At 66.4% G+C, this 25,847-nt stretch carries 28 protein-coding genes; 19 read left to right on the top strand and 9 right to left on the bottom strand.

The window, feature by feature from the left end:
- Window positions 1-5 precede the first annotated feature (5 nt).
- From PQU96_RS13825 to ubiT, 8 genes are all read left to right on the top strand, one after another.
- Window positions 6-959 (top strand): complex I NDUFA9 subunit family protein, encoded by a 954-nt coding sequence (locus tag PQU96_RS13825; RefSeq protein WP_272772989.1) that lies wholly within the window; start codon window positions 6-8, stop codon window positions 957-959.
- Complete coding sequence (locus tag PQU96_RS13830; protein ID WP_272772990.1) at window positions 956-2,191, top strand: multifunctional CCA addition/repair protein; 1,236 nt, start codon at window positions 956-958, stop codon at window positions 2,189-2,191. Before PQU96_RS13825 ends, PQU96_RS13830 begins: the two co-directional genes overlap by 4 nt.
- A gap of 2 nt (window positions 2,192-2,193) precedes the next feature.
- Window positions 2,194-3,300, top strand: coding sequence for a 2-methylaconitate cis-trans isomerase PrpF family protein (locus PQU96_RS13835; RefSeq protein ID WP_272773057.1), 1,107 nt, complete (start codon window positions 2,194-2,196; stop codon window positions 3,298-3,300).
- A gap of 106 nt (window positions 3,301-3,406) precedes the next feature.
- Window positions 3,407-4,255, top strand: a complete 849-nt coding sequence (locus PQU96_RS13840) for an SPFH domain-containing protein (protein ID WP_272772991.1) — start codon at window positions 3,407-3,409, stop codon at window positions 4,253-4,255.
- A gap of 181 nt (window positions 4,256-4,436) precedes the next feature.
- Window positions 4,437-4,748 (top strand): pyrimidine/purine nucleoside phosphorylase, encoded by a 312-nt coding sequence (ppnP, locus tag PQU96_RS13845; protein ID WP_120809766.1) that lies wholly within the window; start codon window positions 4,437-4,439, stop codon window positions 4,746-4,748.
- A 177-nt stretch (window positions 4,749-4,925) separates the two neighbouring features.
- Window positions 4,926-5,933, top strand: a complete 1,008-nt coding sequence (ubiU, locus tag PQU96_RS13850; protein WP_272772992.1) for a ubiquinone anaerobic biosynthesis protein UbiU — start codon at window positions 4,926-4,928, stop codon at window positions 5,931-5,933.
- Between the two features lie 18 nt (window positions 5,934-5,951).
- A complete protein-coding gene (locus PQU96_RS13855; protein WP_272772993.1) occupies window positions 5,952-6,875 on the top strand; it encodes a U32 family peptidase in 924 nt (307 codons plus the stop codon).
- Entirely contained in the window at window positions 6,862-7,296 is a 435-nt protein-coding gene (ubiT, locus tag PQU96_RS13860; protein ID WP_272772994.1) for a ubiquinone anaerobic biosynthesis accessory factor UbiT, read from the top strand. Before PQU96_RS13855 ends, ubiT begins: the two co-directional genes overlap by 14 nt.
- Before the next feature lie 87 nt (window positions 7,297-7,383).
- Here the strand turns inward: ubiT and PQU96_RS13865 are convergent, their stop codons facing one another.
- Window positions 7,384-8,493 (bottom strand): HD-GYP domain-containing protein, encoded by a 1,110-nt coding sequence (locus PQU96_RS13865; protein ID WP_272772995.1) that lies wholly within the window; start codon window positions 8,491-8,493, stop codon window positions 7,384-7,386.
- Between the two features lie 331 nt (window positions 8,494-8,824).
- Between PQU96_RS13865 and PQU96_RS13870 the strand changes: the two genes are divergently transcribed.
- Window positions 8,825-9,028: a cold-shock protein gene (locus PQU96_RS13870; RefSeq protein WP_047965275.1), complete on the top strand. Its 204-nt coding sequence runs from the start codon at window positions 8,825-8,827 to the stop codon at window positions 9,026-9,028.
- Window positions 9,029-9,112: 84 nt separating this feature from the next.
- A complete protein-coding gene (locus tag PQU96_RS13875; protein ID WP_272772996.1) occupies window positions 9,113-9,679 on the top strand; it encodes a DUF1415 domain-containing protein in 567 nt (188 codons plus the stop codon).
- A gap of 54 nt (window positions 9,680-9,733) precedes the next feature.
- Here PQU96_RS13875 and PQU96_RS13880 read toward each other — a convergent pair whose 3' ends face one another.
- Together PQU96_RS13880 and PQU96_RS13885 are read right to left on the bottom strand one after the other, a co-directional pair.
- Window positions 9,734-10,309, bottom strand: coding sequence for a lysophospholipid acyltransferase family protein (locus PQU96_RS13880; RefSeq protein ID WP_272772997.1), 576 nt, complete (start codon window positions 10,307-10,309; stop codon window positions 9,734-9,736).
- Window positions 10,310-10,423: 114 nt separating this feature from the next.
- The gene (locus tag PQU96_RS13885; protein WP_272772998.1) at window positions 10,424-10,906 is read right to left on the bottom strand and encodes an AtaL-like protein; all 483 of its coding nucleotides are present in this window, start codon (window positions 10,904-10,906) and stop codon (window positions 10,424-10,426) included.
- A 328-nt stretch (window positions 10,907-11,234) separates the two neighbouring features.
- On the opposite strand from PQU96_RS13885, the gene PQU96_RS13890 reads away from it, so the two are divergent.
- The 5 genes from PQU96_RS13890 to msrB all read left to right on the top strand — a co-directional run bounded on the left by PQU96_RS13890 (window position 11,235) and on the right by msrB (window position 15,705).
- Window positions 11,235-12,116, top strand: a complete 882-nt coding sequence (locus tag PQU96_RS13890; RefSeq protein ID WP_272772999.1) for a hypothetical protein — start codon at window positions 11,235-11,237, stop codon at window positions 12,114-12,116.
- 111 nt (window positions 12,117-12,227) lie between these two features.
- The gene (locus PQU96_RS13895) at window positions 12,228-13,577 is read left to right on the top strand and encodes a deoxyguanosinetriphosphate triphosphohydrolase (protein ID WP_272773058.1); all 1,350 of its coding nucleotides are present in this window, start codon (window positions 12,228-12,230) and stop codon (window positions 13,575-13,577) included.
- A 120-nt stretch (window positions 13,578-13,697) separates the two neighbouring features.
- Entirely contained in the window at window positions 13,698-14,573 is an 876-nt protein-coding gene (locus tag PQU96_RS13900) for an AEC family transporter (protein WP_272773000.1), read from the top strand.
- Between the two features lie 12 nt (window positions 14,574-14,585).
- Window positions 14,586-15,221, top strand: a complete 636-nt coding sequence (locus PQU96_RS13905) for a histidine phosphatase family protein (RefSeq protein WP_272773001.1) — start codon at window positions 14,586-14,588, stop codon at window positions 15,219-15,221.
- Between the two features lie 73 nt (window positions 15,222-15,294).
- Complete coding sequence (gene msrB / locus PQU96_RS13910; protein WP_272773002.1) at window positions 15,295-15,705, top strand: peptide-methionine (R)-S-oxide reductase MsrB; 411 nt, start codon at window positions 15,295-15,297, stop codon at window positions 15,703-15,705.
- A 77-nt stretch (window positions 15,706-15,782) separates the two neighbouring features.
- On the opposite strand, the gene hflX is transcribed toward msrB, so the two are convergent.
- The 4 genes from hflX to PQU96_RS13930 form a co-directional block, all read right to left on the bottom strand.
- Window positions 15,783-17,171 carry a GTPase HflX gene (gene hflX, locus PQU96_RS13915; protein ID WP_272773003.1) on the bottom strand — a complete coding sequence of 463 codons (1,389 nt, stop codon included), beginning with the start codon at window positions 17,169-17,171 and terminating at the stop codon, window positions 15,783-15,785.
- Between the two features lie 166 nt (window positions 17,172-17,337).
- The gene (locus PQU96_RS13920) at window positions 17,338-17,607 is read right to left on the bottom strand and encodes a hypothetical protein (protein ID WP_272773004.1); all 270 of its coding nucleotides are present in this window, start codon (window positions 17,605-17,607) and stop codon (window positions 17,338-17,340) included.
- 106 nt (window positions 17,608-17,713) lie between these two features.
- Window positions 17,714-18,976, bottom strand: coding sequence for a Y-family DNA polymerase (locus tag PQU96_RS13925; RefSeq protein WP_272773005.1), 1,263 nt, complete (start codon window positions 18,974-18,976; stop codon window positions 17,714-17,716).
- Complete coding sequence (locus tag PQU96_RS13930) at window positions 18,973-19,395, bottom strand: LexA family protein (protein ID WP_272773006.1); 423 nt, start codon at window positions 19,393-19,395, stop codon at window positions 18,973-18,975. Before PQU96_RS13930 ends, PQU96_RS13925 begins: the two co-directional genes overlap by 4 nt.
- Window positions 19,396-19,660: 265 nt before the next feature.
- On the opposite strand from PQU96_RS13930, the gene PQU96_RS13935 reads away from it, so the two are divergent.
- Both PQU96_RS13935 and PQU96_RS13940 read left to right on the top strand, forming a co-directional pair.
- Window positions 19,661-20,359 (top strand): hypothetical protein, encoded by a 699-nt coding sequence (locus tag PQU96_RS13935; RefSeq protein ID WP_272773007.1) that lies wholly within the window; start codon window positions 19,661-19,663, stop codon window positions 20,357-20,359.
- Between the two features lie 164 nt (window positions 20,360-20,523).
- A complete protein-coding gene (locus tag PQU96_RS13940) occupies window positions 20,524-21,105 on the top strand; it encodes an HD domain-containing protein (RefSeq protein WP_272773009.1) in 582 nt (193 codons plus the stop codon).
- Between the two features lie 117 nt (window positions 21,106-21,222).
- Here PQU96_RS13940 and PQU96_RS13945 read toward each other — a convergent pair whose 3' ends face one another.
- Together PQU96_RS13945 and PQU96_RS13950 are read right to left on the bottom strand one after the other, a co-directional pair.
- A complete protein-coding gene (locus tag PQU96_RS13945; RefSeq protein ID WP_272773010.1) occupies window positions 21,223-22,350 on the bottom strand; it encodes an HD-GYP domain-containing protein in 1,128 nt (375 codons plus the stop codon).
- A 307-nt stretch (window positions 22,351-22,657) separates the two neighbouring features.
- Window positions 22,658-23,008 carry a hypothetical protein gene (locus PQU96_RS13950; RefSeq protein ID WP_189375010.1) on the bottom strand — a complete coding sequence of 117 codons (351 nt, stop codon included), beginning with the start codon at window positions 23,006-23,008 and terminating at the stop codon, window positions 22,658-22,660.
- A 182-nt stretch (window positions 23,009-23,190) separates the two neighbouring features.
- On the opposite strand from PQU96_RS13950, the gene PQU96_RS13955 reads away from it, so the two are divergent.
- Together PQU96_RS13955 and PQU96_RS13960 are read left to right on the top strand one after the other, a co-directional pair.
- Entirely contained in the window at window positions 23,191-24,330 is a 1,140-nt protein-coding gene (locus tag PQU96_RS13955) for an imelysin family protein (protein WP_272773011.1), read from the top strand.
- Window positions 24,331-24,403: 73 nt separating this feature from the next.
- Complete coding sequence (locus tag PQU96_RS13960) at window positions 24,404-25,816, top strand: di-heme oxidoreductase family protein (protein WP_272773012.1); 1,413 nt, start codon at window positions 24,404-24,406, stop codon at window positions 25,814-25,816.
- Window positions 25,817-25,847 lie beyond the last annotated feature (31 nt).

Here is a 25,847-nt window from a genome sequence, read left to right on the forward strand (position 1 = left end):
ACAACATGCAGCAATTCCATAAAATCGCCATGATCGGTGGCGCCGGCTTCGTCGGCAGCTACATCGCCGAAGAACTGACCCGCCACGATGCGCAGCTGAGCATCGCCACCCGCCGCCGCGAGCGGCACAAGGGCCTGCTGATCCACCTGCCGGGCGCGGACCTGGTGGAAACCGGCGTCCACGACGCCGGCCAGCTGGAACAATTCCTCGCCGGCCACGACGCGGTGATCAGCATGGTCGGCATCCTGCACGGCTCGCGCCGCGACTTCGAAAAGGCGCATATCGAGCTGGCTGGCAAGATCGTCGCCGCCTGCCAGAAGCTGGGCATCAAGCGTGTGATCCACATCAGCGCGCTGGGCGCCGGCGAAACCGCGCCCAGCGACTACCAGCAGACCAAGGGCAAGGCCGAGCGTCTGCTGCGCGACAGCGGGTTGGACGTCACCATCCTGCGCCCGTCGGTGATTTTCGGCGCCGGCGACAGCTTCCTGACCCTGTTTGCCCACCTGGCCGCCGTCGCGCCCTTCATCCCGCTCGCCGGCGCCGACACCCGCTTCGCACCGGTGTGGGTCGAGGACGTCGCCCGCGCGGTGCGCGTCTGCCTGGAGCAGGACGCCAGCATCGGCCAGACGCTGGAGCTGACCGGCCCCAACACCTACACCCTGCGCCAGCTGGTGGCCTATGCGGCCAACCTTGCCGGCCATCCGCGCACGCTGATCGCGCTGCCGGAAGGCCTCGCCATGTTGCAGGCGACGCTGATGGAGCTGCTGCCGGGCACACCGCCGCTGAGCCGCGACAACGTGCGCTCGCTGCGGGTCGATAACGTCAGCCAGCAGCCGTTCCCGGCGGCGCTGCTCGGCTTCCAGCCGAGCGCGCTGGAAGCCGTGGCGCCGCTCTACCTGGGCGAGCGCGAGTTCAACCGCAAACTCGACCGCTACCGCGCGCAGGCGGCCCGCCGATGAAGTGCTACATCGTCGGCGGCGCCGTGCGCGACCGCCTGCTGGGGCTGCCGGTGGCCGACCGTGACTGGGTGGTGGTCGGCGCCACGCCGGAGATGATGCAGGCGCGCGGCTTCCGCCCGGTGGGCAAGGATTTTCCGGTCTTCCTGCACCCGCAAACGCAGGAGGAGTACGCGCTGGCGCGCACCGAACGCAAAAGCGGGCGTGGCTACCACGGCTTCGTGTTCCACACCTCGCCGGAGGTGACGCTGGAAGAAGACCTGATCCGCCGCGACCTCACCATCAACGCCATCGCCGAGGACGAGCACGGCGCGCTTACCGACCCCTACGGCGGCCAGGCCGACCTGCAGGCGCGGCTGCTGCGCCACGTCAGCCCGGCCTTCGCCGAGGACCCGGTGCGCATCCTGCGCCTGGCACGCTTCGCAGCGCGCTTCGACTTTGCCGTCGCCGAGGAGACCATGCAGCTGATGCGTGGCATGGTGGCCGCCGGCGAGGCCGACGCGCTGGTGGCGGAGCGGGTATGGCAGGAGCTGGCCAAGGGCCTGATGACGGCCAGGCCGTCGCGCATGTTCACCGTGCTGCGCGACTGCGGCGCGCTGGCGCGGCTGCTGCCGGAGCTGGACGCGCTGTTCGGCGTGCCGCAACGCGCCGACTACCATCCGGAGATCGACACCGGAGACCACGTGATGCGCGTGCTGGACTACGCCGCCGCCTGCGGCCAACCCTTGAGCGTACGTTTTGCCGCGCTGATGCACGATCTGGGCAAGGCGCGCACGCCAGCCGACATCCTGCCGCGCCACCTCGGCCACGAGGCGCGCGGAGAGGCGCCGCTGCTGGCGCTGTGCGAGCGGCTGCGGGTGCCGGCCGACTGCCGCGATCTGGCGCGCCTGGCCACCCTCTACCACACCAAGATCCACCGCGCCGCCGAGCTGCGCGCCGACACCGTGCTGCGCCTGCTGCGCGACTGCGACGCGCTGCGACGGCCGGAGCGCTTCCTGCAGCTGCTGGACGTGTGCCTCGCCGACGCCCGCGGCCGCCTGCACTTCGAGAGCTGCGACTACCCGCAGGCCGGGTGGCTGCGCCGGCTGCTGGCCGCGGCGCAGTCGGTCGATGCCGGCGCCGTCGCCCGCGACTGCGCCGACAAGCGCGACATCCCGCAGGCGGTGGACCGCGCCCGCGTCGCCGCCATCGCCGCCTGCCGTCGCCAGCTGTTCCCCGCCGAAAGCCAGCCGTGAGCATGCTCGACGTCACGCTGCTGCGCGGCGGCACCAGCAAGGGCCTGTTTTTCCGTCACGACGACCTGCCGCCGGCCGGCGCGGCGCGCGACGCGCTGCTGCTGCGCGTGCTGGGCAGTCCCGACCCCTACGGCAAGCAGATCGATGGCCTCGGCACCGGCATCTCCACCACCAGCAAGGTGGTGCTGCTGCACCCGTCGCAGCGTGACGACCACGACATCGACTACCTGTTCGGCCACGTATCGATCGCCGAGCCGCTGATCGACTGGTCCGGCAACTGCGGTAACCTCAGCGCGGCGGTGCCGCTGTTCGCGCTGCTGCAGGGCATGGTAGCCGGTGCGCCGCGCGACGGCGCCGTCAGCGTCCGCATCTGGCAGGCCAATATCGGCAAGACCATCATCGCCGAGCTGACCATGCGCAACGGCTTGCCGGTGTGGGAAGGCGACTACCACATCGACGGCGTCGCCTTTCCCGGCGCGCCGCTGACGCTGCGCTTTCTCGATCCCGCCGGCGGCGCCAGCGGCCGGCTGTTCCCCACCGGCCGCGTCTGCGACACGCTGAGCCTGCCGGACGGCAGCACCCTCGCCGCCACGCTGATCGACGCCGGCAACCCGACCGTGTTCGTGCGCGCCGCCGATGTCGGCCTCGCCGGTGACGAGCGCGGCGACCTCGCCGACGCGGCGGTCAACCGGCAGCTGGAGTGGGTGCGCGCCGCCGGCGCGGTGGCGATGGGCCTTGCCGCCGACATCGACACCGCCAGCCGCGAACGGCCGGCAACGCCGAAGGTGAGCTTTGTGTCGCCAGCCACGGCTCCCGGCACGGCGCTGACCGCGCGCATCCTGTCCATGGGCCGGCTGCATCACGCCTACACCGGCACCGGCGCCATCGCGCTGGCGGCGGCCGCCGCGATCGACGGCACGCTGGTGGCGGAAGCCTGCGGCGGCGTGGTGCGCGGCAAGGCGCTGCGCTTTGCCCACGCCAGCGGCCAGCAGCAGCTGGAGGCACGGCTGTCGTCCACGCCGGCCGGCTGGCACATCGACGAGGTGGTGATGACACGCACCGCGCGACCGCTGCTGCAGGGCAGCCTGTTCCTGCCGAGCCGATACTGACGGTTGCGGCCAACCTTGCGCCAAGGTTGGCCGCAACGGCGCCCTGTTAGCCCTTTGGCATCGCATGCTGGCATACTGCGGCTTTCCCCCTGCACCAGGAGTCACCATGGCCATCCTCATCCTGCTCGGCCTCATCGCCCTCATCGTCATCGCCGGCCTGCGCGTCATCGACCAGCAGACGCTGGCCATCGTCGAAACCTTCGGCAAGTTCGCGCGCGTGCTCACGCCGGGCCTGAACTGGATCATCCCCGGCGTGCAGCGCATCGCCTGCCTGATGGACCTGCGCGTGCAGGAGCTGTCGGCGCAGGTCGAGGTCAAGACCCGCGACAACATGTTCGTCACCCTGCCGGTGGCGATCATGGTACGGGTGCTGCCGGAGCGCGCCGCCGATGCCTACTACCAGCTGGCGTCGCCGCAGGAGCAGGTGAAGACCTGGGTGCTCAACACCCTGCGCTCGTCCACCGCGGCGATGACGCTGATGAACATGTACGAGGACCGCGACGAGCTGGCGCAGCAGATGCAGGCCAGCCTTGCCGAGCGCATGGGCACCTACGGCTACGAGATCGTCAGCGTGCTGATCGACCAGCCGACGGTATCGGAAGAGGTGCAGCACGCGTTCAACGGCGTGATCGCCTCCGAACGCAAGCGCGAGGCGGCGGTGCAGGAGGCGGAAGCCAAGCGCATCCTGATCGTCGGCGAAGCCCGCGCCGAGGCCGAATCGCAGCAGCTGCGCGCCGAGGGCCTCGCCCGCGCCCGCACGGTGCTAGCCGCCAGTCTGACCGAGGCCATCGCCCAGGCCAAGGGCAGCGGCATCAGCGAGCAAGACATCATGTACCTGCTGCTGGAAACCAACCGTCTCGACACCGTGAAATACGCCAGCGAGAAGGGCAAGCTGGTGCTGATGGACCTGCGCGCACCGGCGAGCCAGGCCGGGCTACAGATTCCGCTGGATTAAACCGGACTTGTCCGCAGCACCGGCAAGGTTGGCCGCAAGATTGCGGCCAACCTTTTTTTACGCCCCGGCCGCCGCGACGATGCGGCAAGCTTGTTGACGTTGCACCGCGGCAACGGGCATGATGCCAGAGCACAAATAAGCGGGATCCACCCGTACTGCAGACAAAGAAATCGGAGAAACCATGAGTCAGTTCGACAACGTCAGCGTCGTAAAAGAAGCCAATGTCTATTTTGACGGCAAGTGCGTCAGCCACGGCATCATCATGCCGGACGGCAGCCGCAAGTCCGTCGGCGTGATCCTGCCGGCCAAGCTGCTGTTCAGCACCGGCGCCCCGGAAATCATGGAAATCCTGGCCGGCGAATGCAAGGTCACCCTCGCCGGCGAAACCAGCGCCAGCAGCTACAAGGCCGGTGACTCGTTCAAGGTGCCGGGCGAAAGCTCGTTCCAGATCGAGGTCAGCGACACCGTGCACTACGTCTGCCACTTCGGCTGAGCCGCACGCCGCCATGATCAGCGGGGCCACTTCGGTGGCCCCGTTTTCATTGCGGCCAACGTCGACTACGCCATTGGTGGGGGCCGCTTCCGCCGGATGGCCCCACTTGACCCAGGATAAGGCCGCCCGCCTTGCCGCTTGCTACTGTGCGCCGGTCCCGACTGACGGAAACACAGCATGCAACGTCTTCCCGAACTGATCTGCCCGGCGGGCAGTCTGCCCGCGCTGAAGGCCGCCATCGACAATGGCGCGGACGCGGTCTATCTCGGCCTCAAGAACGACACCAACGCCCGCAACTTCGCCGGGCTGAATTTCGACCACCGCAGTGCCAGCGAGGGCATCCGCTACGCCCGCGACCACAAGCGCAAGGTGCTGATGGCGATCAACACCTACGCCCGCGGCGGCGACAGCCTGCGCTGGCGCGCCGCCATCGACGAGGCTGCCGCGCTGGGCGTCGACGCGGTAATCCTCGCCGACCTGGGTCTGCTCGCCTACGCGCACGAGCGCCACCCGGCGCTGCGCCTGCACCTGTCGGTACAGGGCTCAGCCACCAACTACGAAGCCATCAATCTGGCGCAATCGCTGTTCGGCGTGCAGCGCGCGGTGTTGCCGCGGGTGCTGACGCTGGATCAGGTGCGCCACGTGATCGCCAATACCAGCGTCGAGATCGAGGTGTTCGGTTTCGGCAGCCTGTGCGTGATGGTGGAAGGCCGCTGCCTACTGTCCAGCTACGCCACCGGCGAATCGCCGAACAGCCACGGCGTCTGTTCGCCGGCGCGCTTCGTACGCTGGGAGGACAACGGCCAGGGCATGGACGCCCGCCTCAACCACATCCTGATCGACCGCTACGGCGCCAGCGAAACCGCCGGCTACCCGACGCTGTGCAAGGGCCGTTTCGAGGTGGAAGGCCATACCGATTACGTGCTGGAGCAGCCGTCCAGCCTCAACGTGCTGGCGATGCTGCCGCAGCTGCTGGATGCCGGCGTTGCCGCGATCAAGGTCGAAGGCCGCCAGCGCAGCCCGGCCTACGTCGCGCAGGTCACCCGCGCGCTGCGCGAGGCACTGGATCAGGCCGGCCAGAGCGCGCAGCGTTTCAGCGTCAAGCCGGCCTGGCAACAAGCGCTGGCCAAGGTGTCGGAAGGCCAGCAGGTCACCCTCGGCGCCTACGACCGGCCGTGGAAATAACAAGGAGACGCTTCAATCATGTCACATCCCGCCATGAGGCTCTCGCTCGGGCCGCTGCAGTACTTCTGGTATCGCGACCAGGTGATGGAGTTTTACGCCGAAGCCGCCGGCTGGCCGCTGGACATCATCTATCTGGGTGAAGTGGTCTGTTCGCGGCGCCAGCAGTTGCGCACCCGCGACTGGATCGCCCTCGCCGACGACCTCGCCGCCAGCGGCAAGGAAATCATTCTCTCCAGCCAGGTGTTGCTGGAGAGCGAAAGCGACCTCAAACGCCTGCGCCAGCTGATCGAACACGGTGCCGTGCGCCTGGAGGCCAACGATCTGGGCGCGGTGCGCCTGCTGCACGAGCGCCAGCTGCCCTTCGTCGCCGGCCCGCACCTCAACATCTACAACCGCGACACGCTGCGCCTGTTCCAGCAACTGGGCGCCTACCGCTGGGTGTGCCCGCTGGAGTGCAGCGCCAGCCTGCTGCGCGACATCCTCGGCGATGAGGAAGACCTGCCGGAGACCGAGCTGTTCGCCTGGGGCCGGCTGCCGCTGGCCTACTCCGCGCGCTGCTTTACCGCCCGCCACTACCGGCTGAACAAGGACGACTGCCAGTTCAAGTGCCTGGAGCATCCGGAAGGCATGACCATGCACACCCAGGACGGCCAGCCCTTCCTCGCCATCAACGGCATCCAGACCCAGTCCGCGGCGCGGCAATCGCTGCTGGCGCACTACCCGGCGCTGCAGCACAGCGGCGTCGGCATCCTGCGTCTCAGCCCGCAGGCCGACAACATGGCCGCCATCGTGCAGCAGTTCCGTGACGTGCTGACCCAGCCGTCCACCGCGGCAGCGGCCGCGAAGCAGCTGCAGTCGCTGTCCGCGATGCCGCTGGCCGACGGCTACTGGCGCGGCGAGGCCGGCATTGCCTACCAGGGAGACCACCATGCCTGTTCCTGACTTTACCCTGCCGCCCTTCGGCCGCCGCTGGCTGCAACGCCTGCCGGCAACGCCGCCGGCGTGGCTGCTGGTGCACAGCCTCAACCAGCTGCAAAAGCGGCAGGTACTGGCCGCCGACATGAGCCTGCTCAGCGGCAAGACCTTCGCGGTGGAGATTTGCGACGCCGGCCTGACGCTGACCTTCCGTGCCGATGACGAGCGCTTCCACACCGGCAACAGTGGCGACGCGCCCGACCTGCGGCTGGCCGCCAACCTGGCCGACTTCCTGCGGCTGATGCTGCGCGAGGAAGACCCGGACACGCTATTCTTCTCGCGCCGGCTGCGCATCGAGGGCGACACCGAGCTGGGGCTGATCGTGAAAAACCTGCTCGACAGCGTCGACTGGGACAGCACGCCGCTGCGCCGCTTCATGCAGCACTAGCGGCGTAAACCCATAATGGCAAAAGGTTGGCCGCAACGCCGTGCAGCGTTGCGGCCAACCTTTTGTCCGTTCGTCAGCCCGCCGGAACTAGCGGATGTGCGGCAGCCCCTCGCCGCTGGCGATGCGCCGGTGCACCACGGCATTGAAGTGGCCGATCCAGCGCCGGTCGAACTGCGACTCGCAGGCGTTCAGCTCCGCCACCGCGCGCAGCAGCGAACGGGCCTGCTGCCGCTGGCTGTGCTTGAGAATCACTGCCTCGAACGCATCAACGATCGCGATCAAACGCGCGCCGTCGCAAATGCTGTCGCCACCCAGCCCGGCCGGATAGCCCTTGCCGTCCAGCCGTTCGTGATGCTGGCGCACCATCAGCGTCGCCTCTTCCCAGCCCGTCATCCGCGCCAGCAGGTCGGCACCCCATTGCGGGTGGTGCGCCAGCTGCACCCGCTCTTCCTCGCTCAGCCGCCCCTGCTTCAGCCACAGCGCTTCCGGCAGGAACATCATGCCCAGATCGTGGAGGTAGATCGCCGCCTCCAGCTGCAGCGGGTTGACCGCAAAGCCGGCCGCCTCGTTGCAGGCGCGCGCCAATAGCAGGTTGCGCTCGGTACGACCCTGGAACAGCAGCGAACGCTGCTCGAACTGCATCGCCAGCTGGTGGAACAGGCGCAGATCGTCGCGCTGGCTGGCACTGAGCGCGGCGGCCTGGGCGTCGGCCTGATACGGCACCACCGGCTTGTAGCCAGTCACCGTCTCGATCAGGTGCGCGATGGCACCGTCCAGCGCCGCCGGTGGTGTTTGCGCAACCTGCGCCAGCTCCTGGCACAACAGGTGAAAGTCGGCCAGCGTCGCCTCGCTGTGCAGCTCCAGCGTCTGCATCAGCAACTCCAGCCGGTCCAGCGCCAGAAACAGCACCTGCTCGATGTTGTAGCCGAACGGCAGCTCGCCGCTGCGCACCCGCACCAGCACGTCCTCCATGCCATGCAGCAGCGGCACCAGAAAGCCCAGCCGGCACAGCCCGGCATCACCCTTGATGGTGTGCAGCAGGCGCATCAGTTCGCCCAGCAGCCCGGTGTCGCCCGGCGTCTGCCGCAATGCGCTCAGCAGGTGCGCGATCCGCGGCGCATAGTCTTCCAGCGCATTCTGGAAATCGGTAAAGCTTTCTTCGTCTTCGATGCGGTAATACGCAGGTAAACTGGCCACGCCACGCCTCCGGTGAATATCGGGTCTTGTCCGGCTTATCGATGCTGTATAGCCAATGACAGACCAATGTGCCACAGCCGGCGGCAACGCGCCGCCAAAGCTTGACCAGACGCAATGATTGCCCGCTTCTACCCCGGATTTCCGACAATTTTCTCCCTGCACGCCAAAAAACACTTGCCGAGGACGACACCAACAGGCAGACTGCGTTCTGCAGTTTTTCAAGATGTGATCTGTCAGTTGTTGTAGTGGCCCTGCCCGTACCACAGTTTGTCATTTCTCTTGATTGACATGCGCTTTTCTCAATTTACCTATTCTCCAAAGGGAACAGAACATGGCAACCGGTACCGTTAAATGGTTTAACGACTCCAAGGGCTTCGGCTTCATCACTCCAGACAACGGCGGCGACGACGTTTTCGCTCACTTCTCCCAGATCAACTCCAAAGGCTTCCGCACTCTGGCTGAAAACCAGCGCGTAAGCTTCGACATCGTTGACGGCCCTAAGGGCAAGCAAGCTTCCAACATCCAGCCAGAGTAATTCTGCCGCTGGCTGTACGAAAGCCGAAAAAAACCCGGATCATGTCCGGGTTTTTTGTTTTGTTACCGCGCGCAAGGCACCGCCATGAACACTACCGACCAAGACGCCATTCTTGATGCAACCCGCCGCTGGCTGGAAAACGCCGTCATCGGCCTGAACCTGTGCCCGTTTGCCAAATCGGTCTACGTCAAGAACCAGGTCCGCATCATCGTCAGCGAGGCACGCGATCCGGCCACCCTGCTGGAACAGCTGATGCTGGAGCTGCGCCTGCTGCAGGAGACCGACCCGCAGGAAACTGATACCACCCTGCTGGTGCACCCGCACACGCTGCAGCGCTTTCTCGATTTCAACGACTTTCTGGAAATCGTCGATGCCGCGGTGGCCGACATGGGGCTGGAAGGCGAGATCCAGGTGGCCAGCTTCCACCCGAAATTCCAGTTTGCCGACACCACCGTCAACGATATCGGCAACTTCACCAACCGCTCGCCCTACCCGACCCTGCACCTGATCCGCGAGAGCAGCATCGCGCGGGCAGTGGAGGCCTTTCCGGAGGCAGAGGCGATCTTCGAGCGCAATATCGAGGTGCTGGAAGAGCTGGGACACGCCGGCTGGGCGGCACTGGATGTCGGCCCGGAACGCAATAAGCCATAAAAAAACATCACGCCTGGCGTGATGTTTTTCATTGCCGGCTGGCCTTGGCACCGCTTACTGCTTGTGCGGGTGCCTGCCGATGATGTCGCGATAGAAGGCACGAATCTGCGGCATGTCCACCGCGATATCGCCGCTGGGCTGGTACAGCGCCAGGATACCGCCACGCTTGCGCGGATAATCGAGATACGCCAGCGCAATCGGCACGCCGGCACCCTGCGCGATGTAATAGAAACCGCTCTTCCACTCCGTCACCCGGCCACGGGTGCCCTCCGGCGGCACCGCCAGCACCAGCGCATCACGCTGGCGGAATTCGGCCACCATCTGCTCCACCAGCGAATTGTTCTGGCGGCGGTCAACCGCGACGCCCCCCAGCCAGCGCATCAGCGGCCCGAACGGCCCGCTGAACAGGGTGTGCTTGCCCATCCAGTAGATCCGGGCGCGGGCGGCAAAGCAGAACATCAGGGTGAGCGGAAAATCCCAGTTGCTGGTATGCGGCGCACCAATCAGTACGTACTTCTGCAGGCAGGGAAAGTCGCCATCCAGCCGCCAGCCGAGCAGGCGCAGCGTGACAACGGAAAACCAGCGACAAAGGGTACGCACGACCGGCGTATCGAAAATGGTGTAGTGCATGCAACGCCCCAAAGGCGATAACCGCAGGGGCTAGCGCAATCCGATCAGCTTGCCGACCGCCAGGCGGCCGGCGCAAAGAGGGCGAGAGTGTACATCATGTGCCGCGATACGAGCTTATTGCTGCGTCAGCTGGCCGGTCACGATCAGCTCGATGATGCGCTCGGCGGTATCCATGTCCGCCTGCTGGTACGCCGACTTGACGTAGGGCAGCAGTCGCGCCAGTTCCGCCTCGCTGGCATTCGCGACCAGCGCCGACATGTCGTAGATGAAGCGCACGAACAGCACGCCCGGCTCCGGCTCCTCGATGCGCATGATGCGCGAGCCGCCCGGATGCGACGCTGAAGCCTGCGCGTAGTAACGCACTTCCTGCGCCTCTTCCAGCTCAATGCGTTCGTTCACGACCAGTGAGCCGAAGGTAATTTCGCGCTGCCAGACGCTCCCCTTGCGCGCCACGATGCGTGCACTGGTGATGTTTTCGTCGAACTGCATCGGCAGCTCGGCGCGCAACACCAGCCCCTGCCACAGCTGCTGCCGGGTCAGCATTGGCGCCTGGCTGCTATCGACGGGGGAGATGCGAATCAAATGTTCAAACTGCATGACAACAATCCTCACAATGGCGGTTACGCCGCTGATGTTCTGATGCCGCTATTGTAGCTTGGTTGCAATTTCGCAACATAAAAAGCCGGCATCCACCACGTTCTTTAATCAAACATCACAGAAGCTTAAATCAATTAATTACACATCATCGGGCAATCACGACAACGCCATGGGCGAAACAATCGCTCATGCTTTAATTGTTCACATATTGCGATAGCAGAGCCTGCCCACAAGGCAGGCGCCGACAACACCAGCCGGCGACCACCGGCCAGCACGGCACAGAAGATCAACCCCACACCAACATCTAGACTCGGGTTCGCTTCTTCCCATGATTGCACCACTACAAAAAGCGCCCTACCTCGGCAATGCCGGCGTCAGCCAGTTTGTAACCCAGCTGGCCAGCTGGCTGGACGGCGAGCCGTTTGGCGAACACCAGTTCTACATCCGAGACAAGATCCTGCCGGACGGCTACGACCGCGCTTTCCGTGCCGATACCCTGCAGCAGGCCTTCCAGCGCTTTTACTGGAATGGCCGCCACTACGAGCAACACCTGGCGATCCAGCAGTCCTTGCGCGAACGGCTGGACCGGGCGCTGAGCCAGCAGCACGACGCGCTGGTCGACATTATCGACGACACGCTGCTGTGGGCGTCCGGCGGCAAGGTGATCAAGCTCTATACCCTGAACCGCGACTGGGCTCGCAGCCATGCGGCCAACCTTGCCGCCAAGCTGCAACGCAGCCTCGCCATTTTTGCCAGCGACGCCCCGGACTGCAGCGCCTTCGACGGCGAGCTGCGCATGAACGCCGGCTTTACCAAGGTATACACCCTGGCCGCGCCGCGATTGCTGGCCTACGACGGCCGCACCGGCGCCGCACTGGGCTACCTGGTGCGCCAGTTCTGCGAGAAAAACCGCCTGCTGCTGGACCCGAACCTGTGCTTTCCGTGGGCGCCGGGCGCCTCCACCATGAACCGCAACCCCAGCACCGAGCTGCTGCACTTCAAGCAGCTGGCCAACCGCAGCCGCTTCCACGCCGAATGGAAAATCCGTGCCGGCTGGCTGCTGGGTGCCGCCTGCGACGCCGCCCGCAGCGACTGGTGCAAGGGTGACGCCGGCCTGCGCCGTGTCGAGGCCGCGCTGTTCATGATTGGCTACGACATCCCGCTGGCCAGAAAACCGGCCCGCCCAGGCCGCAGCCTGCTGGCCGTCTGAGGCGGCCCCGCCTGCACGGCCACCGTGTTTCTGGCATGATCGGGGCATGGCAAGCGCACGCTTACCGTGTCTGCCGACCTCAAGGACCACGCCGCCGTGACTGATCATGTAATGAACTGGGAAGCACTGCTTTCCACCCGCCGTTTCAAACTGCAGGCCGGCAAGGTGCTGGCGTCGCAGGCGCCCGCCACGCTGGAGGCCGCGGCAGGCCTGCGCAGCGACTTTCACATCGACCACGACCGACTGGTGTTTTCCAGCGCCTTCCGCCGCCTCGGGCGCAAGACCCAGGTGCACCCGCTGGCCAGCCACGATCACACCCACAACCGCCTCACCCACAGCGTGGAAGTCGCCAGCGTTGGCCGCAGCCTTGGCAACCGTGTCGGCGCGATGATGCAGCACGCCGAGCTGCTGCCGGCCGGCTACACCCCGTTCGACATCGGCAGCGTGGTGCAGGTCGCCTGCCTGGCCCACGACATCGGTAACCCGCCGTTCGGCCATACCGGTGAAGACGCACTGCGCGAATGGTTCCGTGACCCGCGCCACACCCACCTGCTGCACGGTCTGTCCGCGGCGGAGCAGGCCGACATCCGGACCTATGAAGGCAACGCCCACGGCCTGCGCATGGTTGCCAGCCTGGAGATGTACGGCAACGAGGGCGGCATGCGGCTGACCTCTGCCGCGCTCGGCGCGCTGATCAAGTACCCGTGGACCTCTGACGCGCCGCGGGCGCAGGCGCGCGGCAAGTTCAACATCTACCGCACCGAGCTGGCCTACTTCGAGCACGTCGCCGCCGAGCTGGGGCTGATTCGCAAGGGCGCACACGAGTGGGCACGCCACCCGCTGTCCTACCTGATGGAGGCCGCCGACGACATCTGCTACGCCATTCTCGACCTGGAAGACGCGGTGGAAATCGGCATTCTCGACGTGCGCGAGTTCGAGGCGCTGTTCAGCCACTTCGGCGAAACCGAGCGCCTGTGGCACACAGACGACCCGCGCCAGAAGTGCGCGATGCTGCGCGGCATCGCCATCGGCCGCTGCGTCGCCGAAGTCGCCGAGAAATTCATGATGCACCAGGACACGCTGCTGCGCGGCAGCTTCCCCGGCAAGGACCTGATCGATGTCTGCGCGCCGCAAATCAAGGAAACCCTGCTCGCCGCCAAGCTACTTGCCAGCCAGAAGGTGTACCGCCACCGCACCAAGCTGGTCACCGAGCTGGCGTCCTACCCCTGCATCGGCACGGTGCTGGACGTGCTGGTGCCGGCAATCCATACCCGCCTGACCCTGGGCGAAGACGCGCTCAGCGCCCGCCACCAGCTGGCACTGAACCTGCTCCCCGCCCCGCTGCACACCGAACAGGGCCTGTATCACGCCTACATGCAGGTGCTGGACTACATCGGCGCGATGACCGACAACTATGCGGCCAACCTTGCCCGCGAAATCTCCGGAGTCGGCATCCTGTAACGCCGCCCATGTCGGCAGAACACGTTGTTCTGCCGACTCCACTCCAGGCGAGGGTTTACCCTCGCACACGACGTCCGGGTGCTGCGCCACAATGTTTGCCCCACCCTCGCGAGCCCGTCCATGTTCGAACGCATCCTTAGCATCATCCTGCCGGTACTGGTCATCGTGCTGATCGGCGGCGTGTACGCGCGCCGTGTGCGCCCGGACATGCGCGCCGCCAACAAGCTGAACATGGACGTCTGCGTACCGCTGCTGGTGTTTTCCGCGCTGGCGGCCAAGGATTTCGACCTGCTGGCGCACTGGAAGCTGGTGCCGGCCACAGCGCTGATCGTGCTGCTGTCCGGCGCGCTGAGCTGGCCGGTGGCGCGGCTGTGCCGCATCGACCCGCGCACCCTGCTGCCGGCGATGATGTTCAACAACTGCGGCAATATGGGGCTGCCGCTGGCGCTGCTGGCCTTCGGTCAGCAGGGCTTCCAGGCCTTCGTGGTGCTGTTCATCGTCTCCAACCTGCTGCACTTCACCCTCGGCGCCTTCATTTTCAGCCACCACACCAGCCTGGCCGGGCTGCGCCGCAACCCGATCGTGATCGCCACCCTGCTCGGCCTTGTCTTTGGTCTGAGCGGCATCACCCTGCCGGCGTGGCTGATGGCCGGCATCAAGATGCTGGGCGAGATGACCATTCCGCTGATGCTGTTCGCGCTGGGCGTGCGCATGGTGGACGTCAGCCTTGCCGGCTGGCGCGTCGGCCTGCTCGGCGCCGTGCTGTGTCCGCTGACCGGCCTGGCCGGTGCCGCGCTGGCGGTCCCGCTGCTGCGGCTGGCGCCGGAGCAGACCGCACTGGTGGTGCTGTTCGGCGCGCTGCCGCCGGCGGTGCTGAACTTCCTGATGGCCGAGCTGTACCAGCAGGAGCCGGAGCGCATGGCGTCCATCGTGCTGATCGGCAACCTTGCCAGCCTGCTGTTCGTACCGTTAGGCTTGGCCTTTGCCTTGCGCTAGAGAGCCACCGACATGACCGTTACCCGCATCTGCCTGGTTCGTCACGGCGAAACCGACTGGAACGCCGAGCGGCGCCTGCAAGGCCAGCTGGACATCCCGCTGAACGACAACGGCCGGCAGCAGGCTGTCCGTCTCGCCGCCGCCCTCAAGCAGGCCGCCCACCCGTTTGCCGCGCTGTACAGCAGCGACCTGCAACGCGCCGCCAGCACCGCGGCGCCGATCGCACAGCAGCTGAGACTGTCGGCCACCATTTTGCCGGAACTGCGCGAGCGCCACTTCGGTGCCCTGCAGGGCGTGACTCTTGCCGATGGCCCACAACAGCAGCCGCACGCCTGGCACGGCTACAGCCAGCGCGAACCGGCGCACAACCTGGGCGGTGGCGAAAGCCTGCTGGCGTTCTCCGCGCGCGTGCACCACGCGCTGGCACGGCTGGCGGCAGAACACCACGGCCAGAGCATCCTGCTGGTCTCCCACGGCGGCGTGCTGGACATGGCCTACCGCCTGGCCAGCGGCCAGCCGCTGACGGCGCAGCGCGCGGTGCCTATCCCCAATGCCGCGCTGAACTGGCTGGGTGTCGATGCCGCGCAATGGTCTATCATCGAATGGGCCGACCAGCGCCATCTGGCACAAACCCTGGATGAGCTGTAAGAAAACTGCCTCCGGCACGACTATCCGCCAGTGCTCAAGAAGTCCCCAAGGTTGGCCGCAAAGGAGATGCATCATGCCCGACAAGCTTTTCAAGACCCCGGCCGAATGGCGCGCCATCCTTACGCCGGAACAATACTATGTCACCCGCGAGGCCGGCACCGAGCGCCCGTTCAGCGGTGACTACTACCTGCACAGCCAGGTCGGCAATTACCACTGCGTGTGCTGCGACGCGCTGCTGTTCGAATCCACCACCAAGTTCGACGCCGGCTGTGGCTGGCCCAGCTTCTGGGAAGAGGCCGTCAAGGGCAGCATCCACCGCATCCGCGACACCAGCCACGGCATGATCCGCACCGAGGTGTGCTGCAACCGCTGCGACGCCCACCTCGGCCATGTCTTCGACGACGGCCCGCCTCCGAGCGGCGAGCGCTTCTGCATCAATTCCGTGGCGCTATACTTCGTCGCCAACGAGCAGGGAGAGCTGTAGCGACGCCGAGGCTGTGCCGACCCGAAGCGGAGATGAGGAAATGCCGCAACTGGCACAACCCGTACTGCGGTCGCGCCTCAGACCTCCCAGTACTCCTTTTCCCTGCCCTGCGCGCCCGGATTGAGCTGCTCGCGCAGACTGCGCAGTGTTTCCGGCTCGCCACGCACGCGGAACCAGCTGCCGTCTTCCTCGGCACGCTCTTCCAGCACTTGGCAGTGGCTGTAGATGTCACCGCGCAGCTGTTGCGCCGACCACGGCAGCAGTAGCTCGTCTTCCACCAGATCCTGCCGGAAGAACGCGACGATGGCCGCGTGCAGGCTGGCCACTTCTTCCGGCCGACGCGCACTCATCACCACGCAGCCCGGATAACGCTGCTGCAGCTCGGCCGTCCAGGCCGCCTGCGCGGCTTCATCACCGACATGGTCGATCTTGTTGAATACGCGAATGCGCGGCACTTCGTCGGCGCCGATTTCGTGCAGCACTTCGTCGGTCACTTCCAGCTGGCGCAGGAAACCGGGATCGCTGGCATCAATCACATGCAGCAACAGCGCCGCATCCAGCGCCTCTTCCAGCGTCGACTTGAACGAGGCCACCAGTCCGTGAGGCAGGTTCTTGATGAAGCCGACCGTATCGCTGACCAGCACGCGCGGCACGCTTTCCGGGTAGAGGGCACGCACCGTGGTGTCCAGCGTGGCGAACAGCTTGTTGGCCACCAGCACCTCGCTGCCGGTCAGCGCCCGCATCAGCGTGGACTTGCCGGCATTGGTATAGCCCACCAGCGACACCCCGCCCAGCCCCAGTCCCTGACGTTCCAGACGCCGTGCGCGCTGGGTCTTGCGCTCCAGCTCCATGGCGATGATTTCGCGCTGCAGCTCGGCGATGCGGTCACGCACCTTGCGACGGTCCAGCTCGGTATGCGATTCACCGGCACCACGACCGCCCACGCCGCTACGCTGCCGGCCTTGCGGACCGGCCAGTTTGGCCGCTTCGCGCAGGCGCGGGGCCATATAGCCGAGGCGGGCGATTTCCACCTGTGCGCGTGCCGCGCGCGAGCGGGCATTGCGATGGAAAATCTCCAGAATGACCATGGTGCGGTCCATCACCGGACACCCCACGGCCAGTTCCAGATTGCGTGCCTGCGACGGGGAGATTTCGTGGTCCACCAGCAACACGTCGAACTCGACGGCATCGGGGTCCGGCGCTGGCGAGCCGGCTTCCAGATCGTCGCTACAGACGCCGCGATTGACGAAGGTGCTGACTTCTTCCAGCTTGCCCACGCCCAGGTAGGCGGTGCGATCGAAGCTGCTGCGCTTTTGCACAAAGGTCTGCACCACCTGGAAACCCAGCGTCTTGGCCAGTTCGCTCAGTTCGGCGAGTGACGCCTCGAACTCGACATCACTGACATCCGGCAACTGGACCGATGCCACCAGGGCGTAGCGGGGTTTCTCTTTGACTTCTGTTTGCATGGGCAGATGGCTTCAACTTGATGGCTAACCGAGCATAGTACTCACAAATGGCCCCATCCGTTGCCCGAATGCGTGACCGGCCATCGCCAGCCATCAAATCCGGGTGGTGTGAAGAGAGGTCCGCCCATCACTGCCGCCGGTTTATCGACCGGCCACGGTCAGGGCGCTACTTGCCGCGATACTCGATGCGCGCGGTCATTTCCTCGATCGCCAGCGCCAGTGCCCTGGCCGCACCCGCCGTATCGCCGGCGACATCGGCGTAGTCGGTCCATTCGCCGTAACGCAACTGCCAGCCGCCCGCCCCGGCGCCCTCTACCCGCAGGATGTACTCCGGCACGGAGAACTGCTCGCCGGCCGCAGTGGTCAGCAGGCGGTACTGCACCGCATCGCCCCAGCCGTTCATGACCGGCGCTTCGCCGGAACGGGTGCCATGCATGGCCACCCGAAAAGAGTGAAATGGTTCATCGGCCGATTCTAGCAAGCCGCCACCGTGCCGGCTGCCGCGCTGGCGTGATGTCTGTTATGCCGCGATGCGACCCGCACTAGCGCACCACCGGCAACTCGTCCCAGCAGGTGGTCCAGCGCGGCGAGCGTTGCTCCTGCCGCATCCGCCAGTCCGCGCTGACCGCTTCCGACGCCAGTTTCAGCGTGCCGCTGCCATAGTGGCGGTTTACCTGATCCAGCGTTTGCAGCAAGGCGGCGCGCCGCGGATCGGTACTGACGGCAAACAGGTCCGGCTGCCGCGCCTGGGCGGCGCCGATTTCCAGCAGCACCACGCCCGCCTTCTTGTAGCCGTGGCCGGGCTGATAGATCGCCTCCAGCCCGGCCAGTGCCGCCTTGACCAGCGCCAGGGTGTCGGCGGTGGGGCCAGGCAGCGGCACCACCGTCCAGCCGCGTTGCGCTGTTGCATCGCCAAACGGGTTCCCACGGATGCTGACGCCGACCAGCTGCGCCACGCTGTGCTGCTGGCGCAGTTTCTCGCCAACGCGGGTGGCGTGATGGGTGATCGCCGCCGCCAGCGTGGACTGGTCGCTCACCGTGCGCGCAAACGAGCGCGACGAGATCAGCTGCTGCCGTGGCGCCGCGATGTCGTCCAGTTCGAGACAGGACTCGCCGTTGAGCTCGGCCACGGTGCGCTCCAGCACGACGCCGAAATGGCGCTGGATCAACGGCGGCGCGGCCCGCTGCAAGTCCAGCGCGCTGTGGATGCCGAGACGGGCGAGCTTGTCCGCGCTGCGCCGGCCCACGCCCCAGACCCGGCCTGCGGCCAACCTTGCCAACAGTTTTTCCTGCCAGTCGCGCGCAAGCCAGTCCCAGGCGAACACGCCGTTGCAGCGCGGATGGGTCTTGGCCACGCTGTTGGCCAGCTTGGCCAGCGTCTTGCTGCTGCCGATGCCGACACAGGTGGGAATGCCGACACGCTGCAACACGTCAGCGCGCAGGCGGGCCGCGTGATCGTGCAACTCGGGGATGCCGTCGAGGGTGATGAAGCTCTCGTCGATGGAGTAGATCTCCTGCGCCATGCCCCAGCGCGCCACGACCTGCATCATCCGTTGCGACATGTCGCCATACAGCGCGTAATTGCTGGAAAACACCGCCACGCCGTGACGGCGGCACTGCGCCGCGATCTGGTAGTACGGCACGAAGGCGTCGATGCCGAGTGCCTTGGCCTCGGCCGAGCGCGCGACGACACAGCCGTCGTTATTGCTGAGCACGATGATGGGCTTGCCGGCCAGATCGGGACGGAACACCCGCTCGCACGAGGTGTAGAAACTGTTACCGTCGACCAGCGCAAAGGTGCTCATGTGAAGCGCTTGACGCAGGCGGTGACCACGCCCCAGATGCACAGCTCCTGCTCGCCGCCCAGCTCCAGCGGCGCATAGGCGGCATTCTCCGCCAGCAGCGCCACGCGGCCGTCGCGGCGGTACAGACGCTTGACGGTGAACGCGCCGTCAATGGCGGCCAGCACGATATGGCCGTGCAGCGGCGGCAGACCGCGATCGACCACCAGCAGATCCCCGTGATGGATGCCGGCATCGGCCATGGAATCACCTGTCACCCGCACCATGAACGAGGACGCCGCGTCACGGATCAGGTAACGGTTGAGATCCAGCGAGCTGTCCCTGTAGTCGTCGGCCGGCGACGGGAAGCCGGCCGGCACGCTGGCGCCAAACAGCGGCACGCTCTGAGGCAGCGGCGTGGCGACAGGTAGATAAAGCTGCATGCGGGCTCTCCGTAATCGATATTTTGATTATGTACGATTTCAAACAAACTGCAAAGCCTGCCATTGCACTGAGCCGCCCCACCCGCCCGGACAAGCCCATCGCGGCGCCAGCACCCCCTCTTCGACTGCGGCCAACCTTGGGCACGGCACAGGTCTCGCACAGCACGTTCTGCCGGGCACCACCTCGTCCATCGCAAACAGCCGCAACAGCACACCACGCCAAAGCGCCTATAAATCAACTATCCAGCCCGCAACGGAGACCGACATGAAGCCGGTTCGGCGCAAACAGTTCGTCAGCTTTGGCAGCAGCTCGTCGTGGCCACACGCCACGCCGCCGCTCGCCAGCGCGCCGCCCTCTGTCGCCCTCACCCGGCCGCAACTGGGGGCGGAGTATCTGGCGTGGGCGCACTGGCTGGACGCGCTGCACAAGCGTGCGAGCCAGGGCAACGAGGCCGATGCCTGGGCGCTGGCGGAAGGCAAACTCGCCTTCGTGCTGCGCCGCAGCCTGCTGTTGCGCGAAAAGGTCATGCTCGGCGGCAGCCTGTCGCGGGCGGTAACCGAGGAGACCGCGGCGCTGGTGCAGGAGCTGGAACAGGTCATCGGCGAGCTGACCGGGCGCGAGATGCTGGCGGTGGATGACTGGCCGCTGCCCTACCGCCTTTATCGCCGCCAGGGCGAGGCCGGCAAACCGGCTGCCGGCACCAGCACCGCCACACCCCAAGCCCCGCTCCCTGCCGGCCACGACCGCCGCCAGGGCAGCCGCCAGCGCAAGAACCTGCTGTCCGAGCAGGCACAGCAGGACTGCCAGCAGGCGGTGGGCTGCCTGCGGCTGGCGCTGGAGATCCTGCACCGCCAGCCGGCACTGGCCAAATCCGACGCCTGGCAGGCGGCCAACCTCGGCCTGGCACGGGTGATCGTGCTCGGCCACCTCAGCAGCCAGCCCGGGCACAAGCTGGCAGGCTAACCGCGCCCCTCGGCGCGCTTGCCGTCACGCGACTCGCCGCCCTCGCCCGCAGACACCCCTCACCCGCTTGCGGCCAACCTTGTCGTCACCCCGTCACCGCACCCCCGGTTCGACCGCAGCGCCGCGCGGCGCTAGAATCGCGGACTGTTCACGAGGAAAGCACCATGCAGCAGATCATCGATTTCATTCTGGAACTGGACAAACTGAAGGGCGTCACCCGCAAGACGCGGCCGCTGGGGCTGGCACGGCAGGAAAACTCCGCCGAGCACAGCTGGCAGATCGCGATGCTGGCATCGTCGCTGGCGCCATACGCGGCGGAGCCGGTCGACATCAGCCACGTGGTGGCGATGCTGCTGGTGCACGACATCGGCGAGATCGACACCGGCGACACCATCGTCTACGCCGTGGACGGCTGGGAAGAGCGCAAGGCGGCGGAGCTGGCGGCGGTGACGCGGATTTTCGGGCTGTTGCCGGCAGCGCAGGCGCAGCGCTTCATGGCGCTGTGGCAGGAGTTCGAGGACGGCGAGACCGCTGCGGCGCGCTTTGCCCACGCCGCCGACCGCGCGATGCCGGTGCTGCTGAACCTGGCCAACAACGGCCAGAGCTGGCGCGAAAACGGCATCAGCCACGCCCGCGTGGTGCAGCGTATCGGCCCGCCGATCCAGAGCGGCTGTCCGGCGCTGTGGGACTATCTGGTCGAGCGGCTGGCCCACGCGCAGCAACAGGGCTGGTTCGGCGCGGACTGAACACGCCACCCCCGCAAACAGACAAGCCCGGCGCAATCACGCCGGGCTTGTCTGTCTTTGTGCTTCCTGGCCTCATGCCCCGTTGCGGCCAACGTTGGCCGCAACAAGCCGCTCCACTCAGGCCCAGATGCGGCGCATCGCGGCCTCGACATTGCGGCAGTCGTCGTAGTCGACCCGCCCCTGGATGGCGTAGTCAGGCAGCGCGGTATTGCGCGCGTCCGGCGACGCCATCGGCATGCCCTGGCGGTTGTACAGGCAGAACGCCTGCGGCGCATTATTGGTACTGCGCTTTTTCACCACCGCGATTTCGCCGTTTTTCAGCTTGACGATGGTGCCGGGCGGGATCAGCCCCAGCGCCTTGATCAGCTTCTGGATCAGCGCATTGTCCAGCTGCTGGCTCTGCCCGACATACAGGTCGCGCATCGCCGCCATCGGGAAGTAGGCCTTGGGCCGGTACGGCCGCGGCCGCGTCATCGCGCAGTAGACATCGGCCACCGCCAGCAGGCTGCCGTGCAGCGAGATGGCGCCACCGGACAGGCTCAGCGGATAGCCGCTGCCGTCCTGCCGTTCGTGGTGCTGCAGCACCGCCTCCAGCCACAGCTCGTCGTCGACGCCGATGTCCTTGAGGATGGCGCAGCTGGTGATCGGGTGCTGGTTGATCTCGCGGCGCTTCTCCTCGGTCAGCCCGCCGCTGTGGTTGGCCAGGCTGTAAATGCCGATGTCGTGGGTGAGTGCGGCGCAGATCAGCGAATGCTGCTGCGCCTTGTCCAGACGGCCGTCGGCTTCGGCCAGCAGCGCGCTGACCACGCCCACCGACAGGTGGTGACGCAGCGCGTACTCGCCTTCGTGAAACAGGTGGATGGCGGCGATGGCGGCTTCCGGGTCTTGCTGGCAGGCGGCCTGCAGGCGGCCGGCCAGCGAGCGGATGCGGGCGATGAACTGGTCGCGGTGGACGTCGGCCTGCTGGTCGACCAGCATCGCGTTCAGCGTCACCGCCGCGTGCTGCACCAGCGCGAACACCGGCTCGCGCAGCTGCTCCGCCCGCGGCGCGGCGGGAGCCGGCACCACCGGCGCGGCACCGGGCACTACTTCCTTGTGGCCCATGGCCAGCAGCTTCTGCTTGGCACCGGGGTCGCGCAGTACCGAGCCCTTGTTCAGCAGCAGTTGGCCATCCGCGTTGTACACCGCCTGCTCCAGCGGTTTGCCCAGCATCACATCGGCGGGCGAAAGCTGTTTGAGTGCCATGGCAGCCACTTCCTATTGAAACAATCGGCCATTATTAATTCCGAATGGCATGGCACGGTTGATCTGCGTCAAGCAGGGGAAGGTGCTGTCGCGATATGGCAACGCCGTGAATGTCGCGATACGGCAGCGTGGCGGCGAGCGCCACCGGCGTGAGCTCTGATCTGATTCTTCGGGAGTCGCCACGGACGGCCAACCTTGCCACGAAGACAGGCCAAAACAACAGGCTAGGGAAACGACGCGGGCAAGACGGACTGACCAGCATCACCAGCCAGCAACACAGGGCGAACGGCAGCCCCCGGCCGCCGCCTCAGCGCTGGCGGCGCTTGCTGCTACGTTCGGTCAGCAAAAAGGCAGGATCCAGGTCGAACAGCATGCCGGTGCGCCCGGTCTGCGACTGGCAGGCGATCAGCATCGCGCGATTGATCGCCTCTTTCTTGCTGACACCCCACCACTCGATCATCTTGTCGAGCGCCTTTTGCGCGTCGCGCGACAGCTCCACCGTGACCGACAGTTCCTGCAGGCGGTTGCGACGCAGCTCGCGCGAACGACGCTTGCGCTCGGCCGCCGTCATCGCGCGTTCGCCCAGCGGCTTGCGCCCGGGTTTGGCGCGGCTGCCGCCGATCAGGTCCATGGTGTAGTGGTCGCAGGGGTCTCGCATGCCAGGGCAGGGTAATTTGAAAGGGGCGCAAGGATACCACGAAGCCCGCCCCCGCGCGAACGCCCGCGCAATATGACAAAACCACACAAAATCAAGAACGATTCTCGATAAGATTGACCGCATTTATTGCGAGTGATTATCATGGGCTTTATTTTTCATCCATCAGTCAGCCGGATTCCATCATGCGCAAAACCCTGCTCGCGGCCGCCCTGCTCGGCGCCCTGCTCTCTCCTGTCCACGCCTCAGCCGCCGAGGTCAGCCGCGAGGCAGTAGTCCAGCAATACAGCCAGATCGTGTTCGCCAGCTACGAAGACTCGCTGCTCACCGCCAAGGCGCTGCAGAACGCGATCAACGCCTTTGTCGCCGCCCCGAGCGAAGCCAGCCTGAACCAGGCGCGCCAGGCATGGTTGGCCGCACGCGAGCCCTACGGCCAGACCGAAGCCTTCCGCTTCTACGGCGGCCCGATCGACGACGCCCGCGGCCCGGAAGGCCAGATCAACGCCTGGCCGCTGGACGAGGCCTATATCGATGGCGTCAAGGGCAAACCGGATGCCGGCATCATCAACAACCGCAAGGTGGTGATCAGCAAGAAGCTGCTCGGCTCGCTGAACGAGCGCGGCGGTGAAGAAAACATCTCCACCGGCTACCACGCCATCGAGTTCCTACTATGGGGCCAGGACTTCGACAGCAACGGCGCAGGCAAACGCAGCTATACCGACTTTGTCGACGGCCAGGGCAACAACGCCGACCGCCGCCGCGAGTACCTGAAGACCGCCGCCGATCTGCTGGTCGACGACCTGGGCTATCTGGTTGCCGCTTGGCAGCCGAACAGCAACAACTTCCGCGCCCGGTTCGAGAAGAAACCAGACGCGCTGCGCCAGATGCTGGTCGGCATCGGCGTGCTGTCGCGGGCCGAGCTGGCCGGCGAGCGCATCGAGGTGGCACTGGACAGCCGCAACCAGGAAGACGAGCACTCCTGCTTCTCCGACAACACCCACCGCGACATCGTCACCAACGCCCGCGGCATCCAGAACGTGTGGCTGGGCGAGTACACCCGCGTGGACGGCAGCCAGCTCAAGGGCGCCAGCCTGCGCGACCTGGTTGCCGCCAGCAATGCCAAGGCTGCCGAGCGCGTGAGCGCCGACATGACCGCCACCCAGGCCCGCGCCGAGGCGATCAAAGCGCCGTTCGACCAAGAAATCGTCAACAAGGACGGCCGCAGCCGCGTGCAGGCCACCGCCGCCGCGCTGAAGAAACAGGCCGCGAGCCTAGTGGAAGCCGCCAAAGCCATCGGCATCAGGAAGCTGAACGTCAACGGCTAAGCGCCCCTGCCGTCGGCCATCGTCCTCACCCCGCCCGGCTCGCCGGGCGGGTTTTGCCTATCCGGAACACACCATGACACAACTTTTTCTGCGCCCCGCCTCGTGGCTGGCCGCCGGCCTGATCCTCGGCGGGCTGGTCGGCTTCACCTCGCTGCCGGAGCTGGCGCCCTACCACGACGACGACGAGAAGCTGGGCGGCGACACCACCGTGTACGAGACCGGCCGCAACGCGTTCTCGCTGTCGGCGGCCAATATGGCGTCCGAACGGCAGACGCGCTTCTTCGTCGGCAATTCCTTCTTCAAGAAGGCCTGGGTCGAGGCGCCGTCGTCGACCACCGCCCGCGACGGGCTGGGGCCGCACTTCATCGCCCGCTCCTGCGGCGCCTGTCACGCGCTGGACGGCCGCGGTGCACCGCCGCAGTTCGAGAACCAGCTGCAGGCCGAGCAGCCGATGGCGCTGCTGTTCCGCCTGTCCATCCCCGGCGCCAGCGGCCCGCAGCCAGAGCCGAACTACGGTGGCCAGTTCAACAACGACGCCATCCCCGGCGTAAAACCGGAAGGCAAGGTGCAGATCAGCTACCAGCCGCAAACGGGCAGCTTCCCCGACGGCGAGCCGTTCGAGCTGCTGCAGCCGCAATACCGCTTTACCGAGCTGGGTTACGGCCCGCTTCATCCGCAAGTGCAGGTATCGCCGCGCATCGCGCCGCAGATGATCGGTCTCGGCCTGCTGGAGGCGATCCGCGAGCAGGACATTCTCGCCAACGCCCGTGCGCAGGCTGCGGCCAACCTTGGCGTGTCCGGCCGCGCCAATTACGTGCACGACGCCTACGCCGGCAAGACCCTGATCAGCCGCTTCGGCTGGAAGGCCAATGTCGCCACCATCGCCCACCAGAGCGCCGGCGCCTTCAACGGCGACATCGGCATCACCTCGCGCCACTTCCCGCAGGAGGAGTGCCTGCCCGCGCAGCGCGACTGCCGCCAGGCCGCACGCGGCGGCACGCCGGAAATTCCGAAAGACAAGCTGGACGCGGTGATCTTCTACAGCCGCACGCTGGCGGTGCCGGCGCAGCGCGAGGCCGACAGCGCCGAGGTACGCCGCGGCAAGTGGCTGTTCAGCCAAGCACAGTGCAGCAGCTGCCACGTGGCCAGCTACACCACCGGCACGCTGCGCGGCCTGCCGGAAGTCTCCGGCCAGAAGATCAGCCCCTACACCGACCTGCTGCTGCACGACATGGGCCCGGGGCTGGCCGACGGCCGCCCCGACGGGCTGGCCAATGGCCAGGAGTGGAAAACGCCGCCGCTGTGGGGCATCGGGCTGTTTGCCGATGTCAACGGCCACACCCGCTACCTGCACGACGGCCGCGCGCGCAACCTTGGCGAAGCCATCCTGTGGCACGGTGGCGAGGCCGAGGCCGCCAAGCAGCACTTCATGGCCTTCAACAAGACCGACCGCGCCGCCCTGCTGCGCTTCCTCGAATCCCTTTGAACCTGAAGCCGGCGCCTGCCCTGGCGCCGGC

Source organism: Vogesella margarita, assembly GCF_028548475.1.
Classification (GTDB): domain Bacteria; phylum Pseudomonadota; class Gammaproteobacteria; order Burkholderiales; family Chromobacteriaceae; genus Vogesella; species Vogesella margarita.

Excerpts from the sequence above, each read along its gene's own strand:
- PQU96_RS13825 (WP_272772989.1), top strand. The coding sequence starts at position 6 with ATGCAGCAATTCCATAAAATCGCCATGATCGGTGGCGCCGGCTTCGTC.
- PQU96_RS13830 (WP_272772990.1), top strand. The coding sequence starts at position 956 with ATGAAGTGCTACATCGTCGGCGGCGCCGTGCGCGACCGCCTGCTGGGG.
- PQU96_RS13835 (WP_272773057.1), top strand. The coding sequence starts at position 2,194 with ATGCTCGACGTCACGCTGCTGCGCGGCGGCACCAGCAAGGGCCTGTTT.
- PQU96_RS13840 (WP_272772991.1), top strand. The coding sequence starts at position 3,407 with ATGGCCATCCTCATCCTGCTCGGCCTCATCGCCCTCATCGTCATCGCC.
- ppnP (WP_120809766.1), top strand. The coding sequence starts at position 4,437 with ATGAGTCAGTTCGACAACGTCAGCGTCGTAAAAGAAGCCAATGTCTAT.
- ubiU (WP_272772992.1), top strand. The coding sequence starts at position 4,926 with ATGCAACGTCTTCCCGAACTGATCTGCCCGGCGGGCAGTCTGCCCGCG.
- PQU96_RS13855 (WP_272772993.1), top strand. The coding sequence starts at position 5,952 with ATGTCACATCCCGCCATGAGGCTCTCGCTCGGGCCGCTGCAGTACTTC.
- ubiT (WP_272772994.1), top strand. The coding sequence starts at position 6,862 with ATGCCTGTTCCTGACTTTACCCTGCCGCCCTTCGGCCGCCGCTGGCTG.
- PQU96_RS13870 (WP_047965275.1), top strand. The coding sequence starts at position 8,825 with ATGGCAACCGGTACCGTTAAATGGTTTAACGACTCCAAGGGCTTCGGC.
- PQU96_RS13875 (WP_272772996.1), top strand. The coding sequence starts at position 9,113 with ATGAACACTACCGACCAAGACGCCATTCTTGATGCAACCCGCCGCTGG.
- PQU96_RS13880 (WP_272772997.1), bottom strand. The coding sequence starts at position 10,309 with ATGCACTACACCATTTTCGATACGCCGGTCGTGCGTACCCTTTGTCGC.
- PQU96_RS13885 (WP_272772998.1), bottom strand. The coding sequence starts at position 10,906 with ATGCAGTTTGAACATTTGATTCGCATCTCCCCCGTCGATAGCAGCCAG.
- PQU96_RS13890 (WP_272772999.1), top strand. The coding sequence starts at position 11,235 with ATGATTGCACCACTACAAAAAGCGCCCTACCTCGGCAATGCCGGCGTC.
- PQU96_RS13895 (WP_272773058.1), top strand. The coding sequence starts at position 12,228 with ATGAACTGGGAAGCACTGCTTTCCACCCGCCGTTTCAAACTGCAGGCC.
- PQU96_RS13900 (WP_272773000.1), top strand. The coding sequence starts at position 13,698 with ATGTTCGAACGCATCCTTAGCATCATCCTGCCGGTACTGGTCATCGTG.
- PQU96_RS13905 (WP_272773001.1), top strand. The coding sequence starts at position 14,586 with ATGACCGTTACCCGCATCTGCCTGGTTCGTCACGGCGAAACCGACTGG.
- msrB (WP_272773002.1), top strand. The coding sequence starts at position 15,295 with ATGCCCGACAAGCTTTTCAAGACCCCGGCCGAATGGCGCGCCATCCTT.
- hflX (WP_272773003.1), bottom strand. The coding sequence starts at position 17,171 with ATGCAAACAGAAGTCAAAGAGAAACCCCGCTACGCCCTGGTGGCATCG.
- PQU96_RS13920 (WP_272773004.1), bottom strand. The coding sequence starts at position 17,607 with ATGCATGGCACCCGTTCCGGCGAAGCGCCGGTCATGAACGGCTGGGGC.
- PQU96_RS13925 (WP_272773005.1), bottom strand. The coding sequence starts at position 18,976 with ATGAGCACCTTTGCGCTGGTCGACGGTAACAGTTTCTACACCTCGTGC.
- PQU96_RS13930 (WP_272773006.1), bottom strand. The coding sequence starts at position 19,395 with ATGCAGCTTTATCTACCTGTCGCCACGCCGCTGCCTCAGAGCGTGCCG.
- PQU96_RS13935 (WP_272773007.1), top strand. The coding sequence starts at position 19,661 with ATGAAGCCGGTTCGGCGCAAACAGTTCGTCAGCTTTGGCAGCAGCTCG.
- PQU96_RS13940 (WP_272773009.1), top strand. The coding sequence starts at position 20,524 with ATGCAGCAGATCATCGATTTCATTCTGGAACTGGACAAACTGAAGGGC.
- PQU96_RS13945 (WP_272773010.1), bottom strand. The coding sequence starts at position 22,350 with ATGGCACTCAAACAGCTTTCGCCCGCCGATGTGATGCTGGGCAAACCG.
- PQU96_RS13950 (WP_189375010.1), bottom strand. The coding sequence starts at position 23,008 with ATGCGAGACCCCTGCGACCACTACACCATGGACCTGATCGGCGGCAGC.
- PQU96_RS13955 (WP_272773011.1), top strand. The coding sequence starts at position 23,191 with ATGCGCAAAACCCTGCTCGCGGCCGCCCTGCTCGGCGCCCTGCTCTCT.
- PQU96_RS13960 (WP_272773012.1), top strand. The coding sequence starts at position 24,404 with ATGACACAACTTTTTCTGCGCCCCGCCTCGTGGCTGGCCGCCGGCCTG.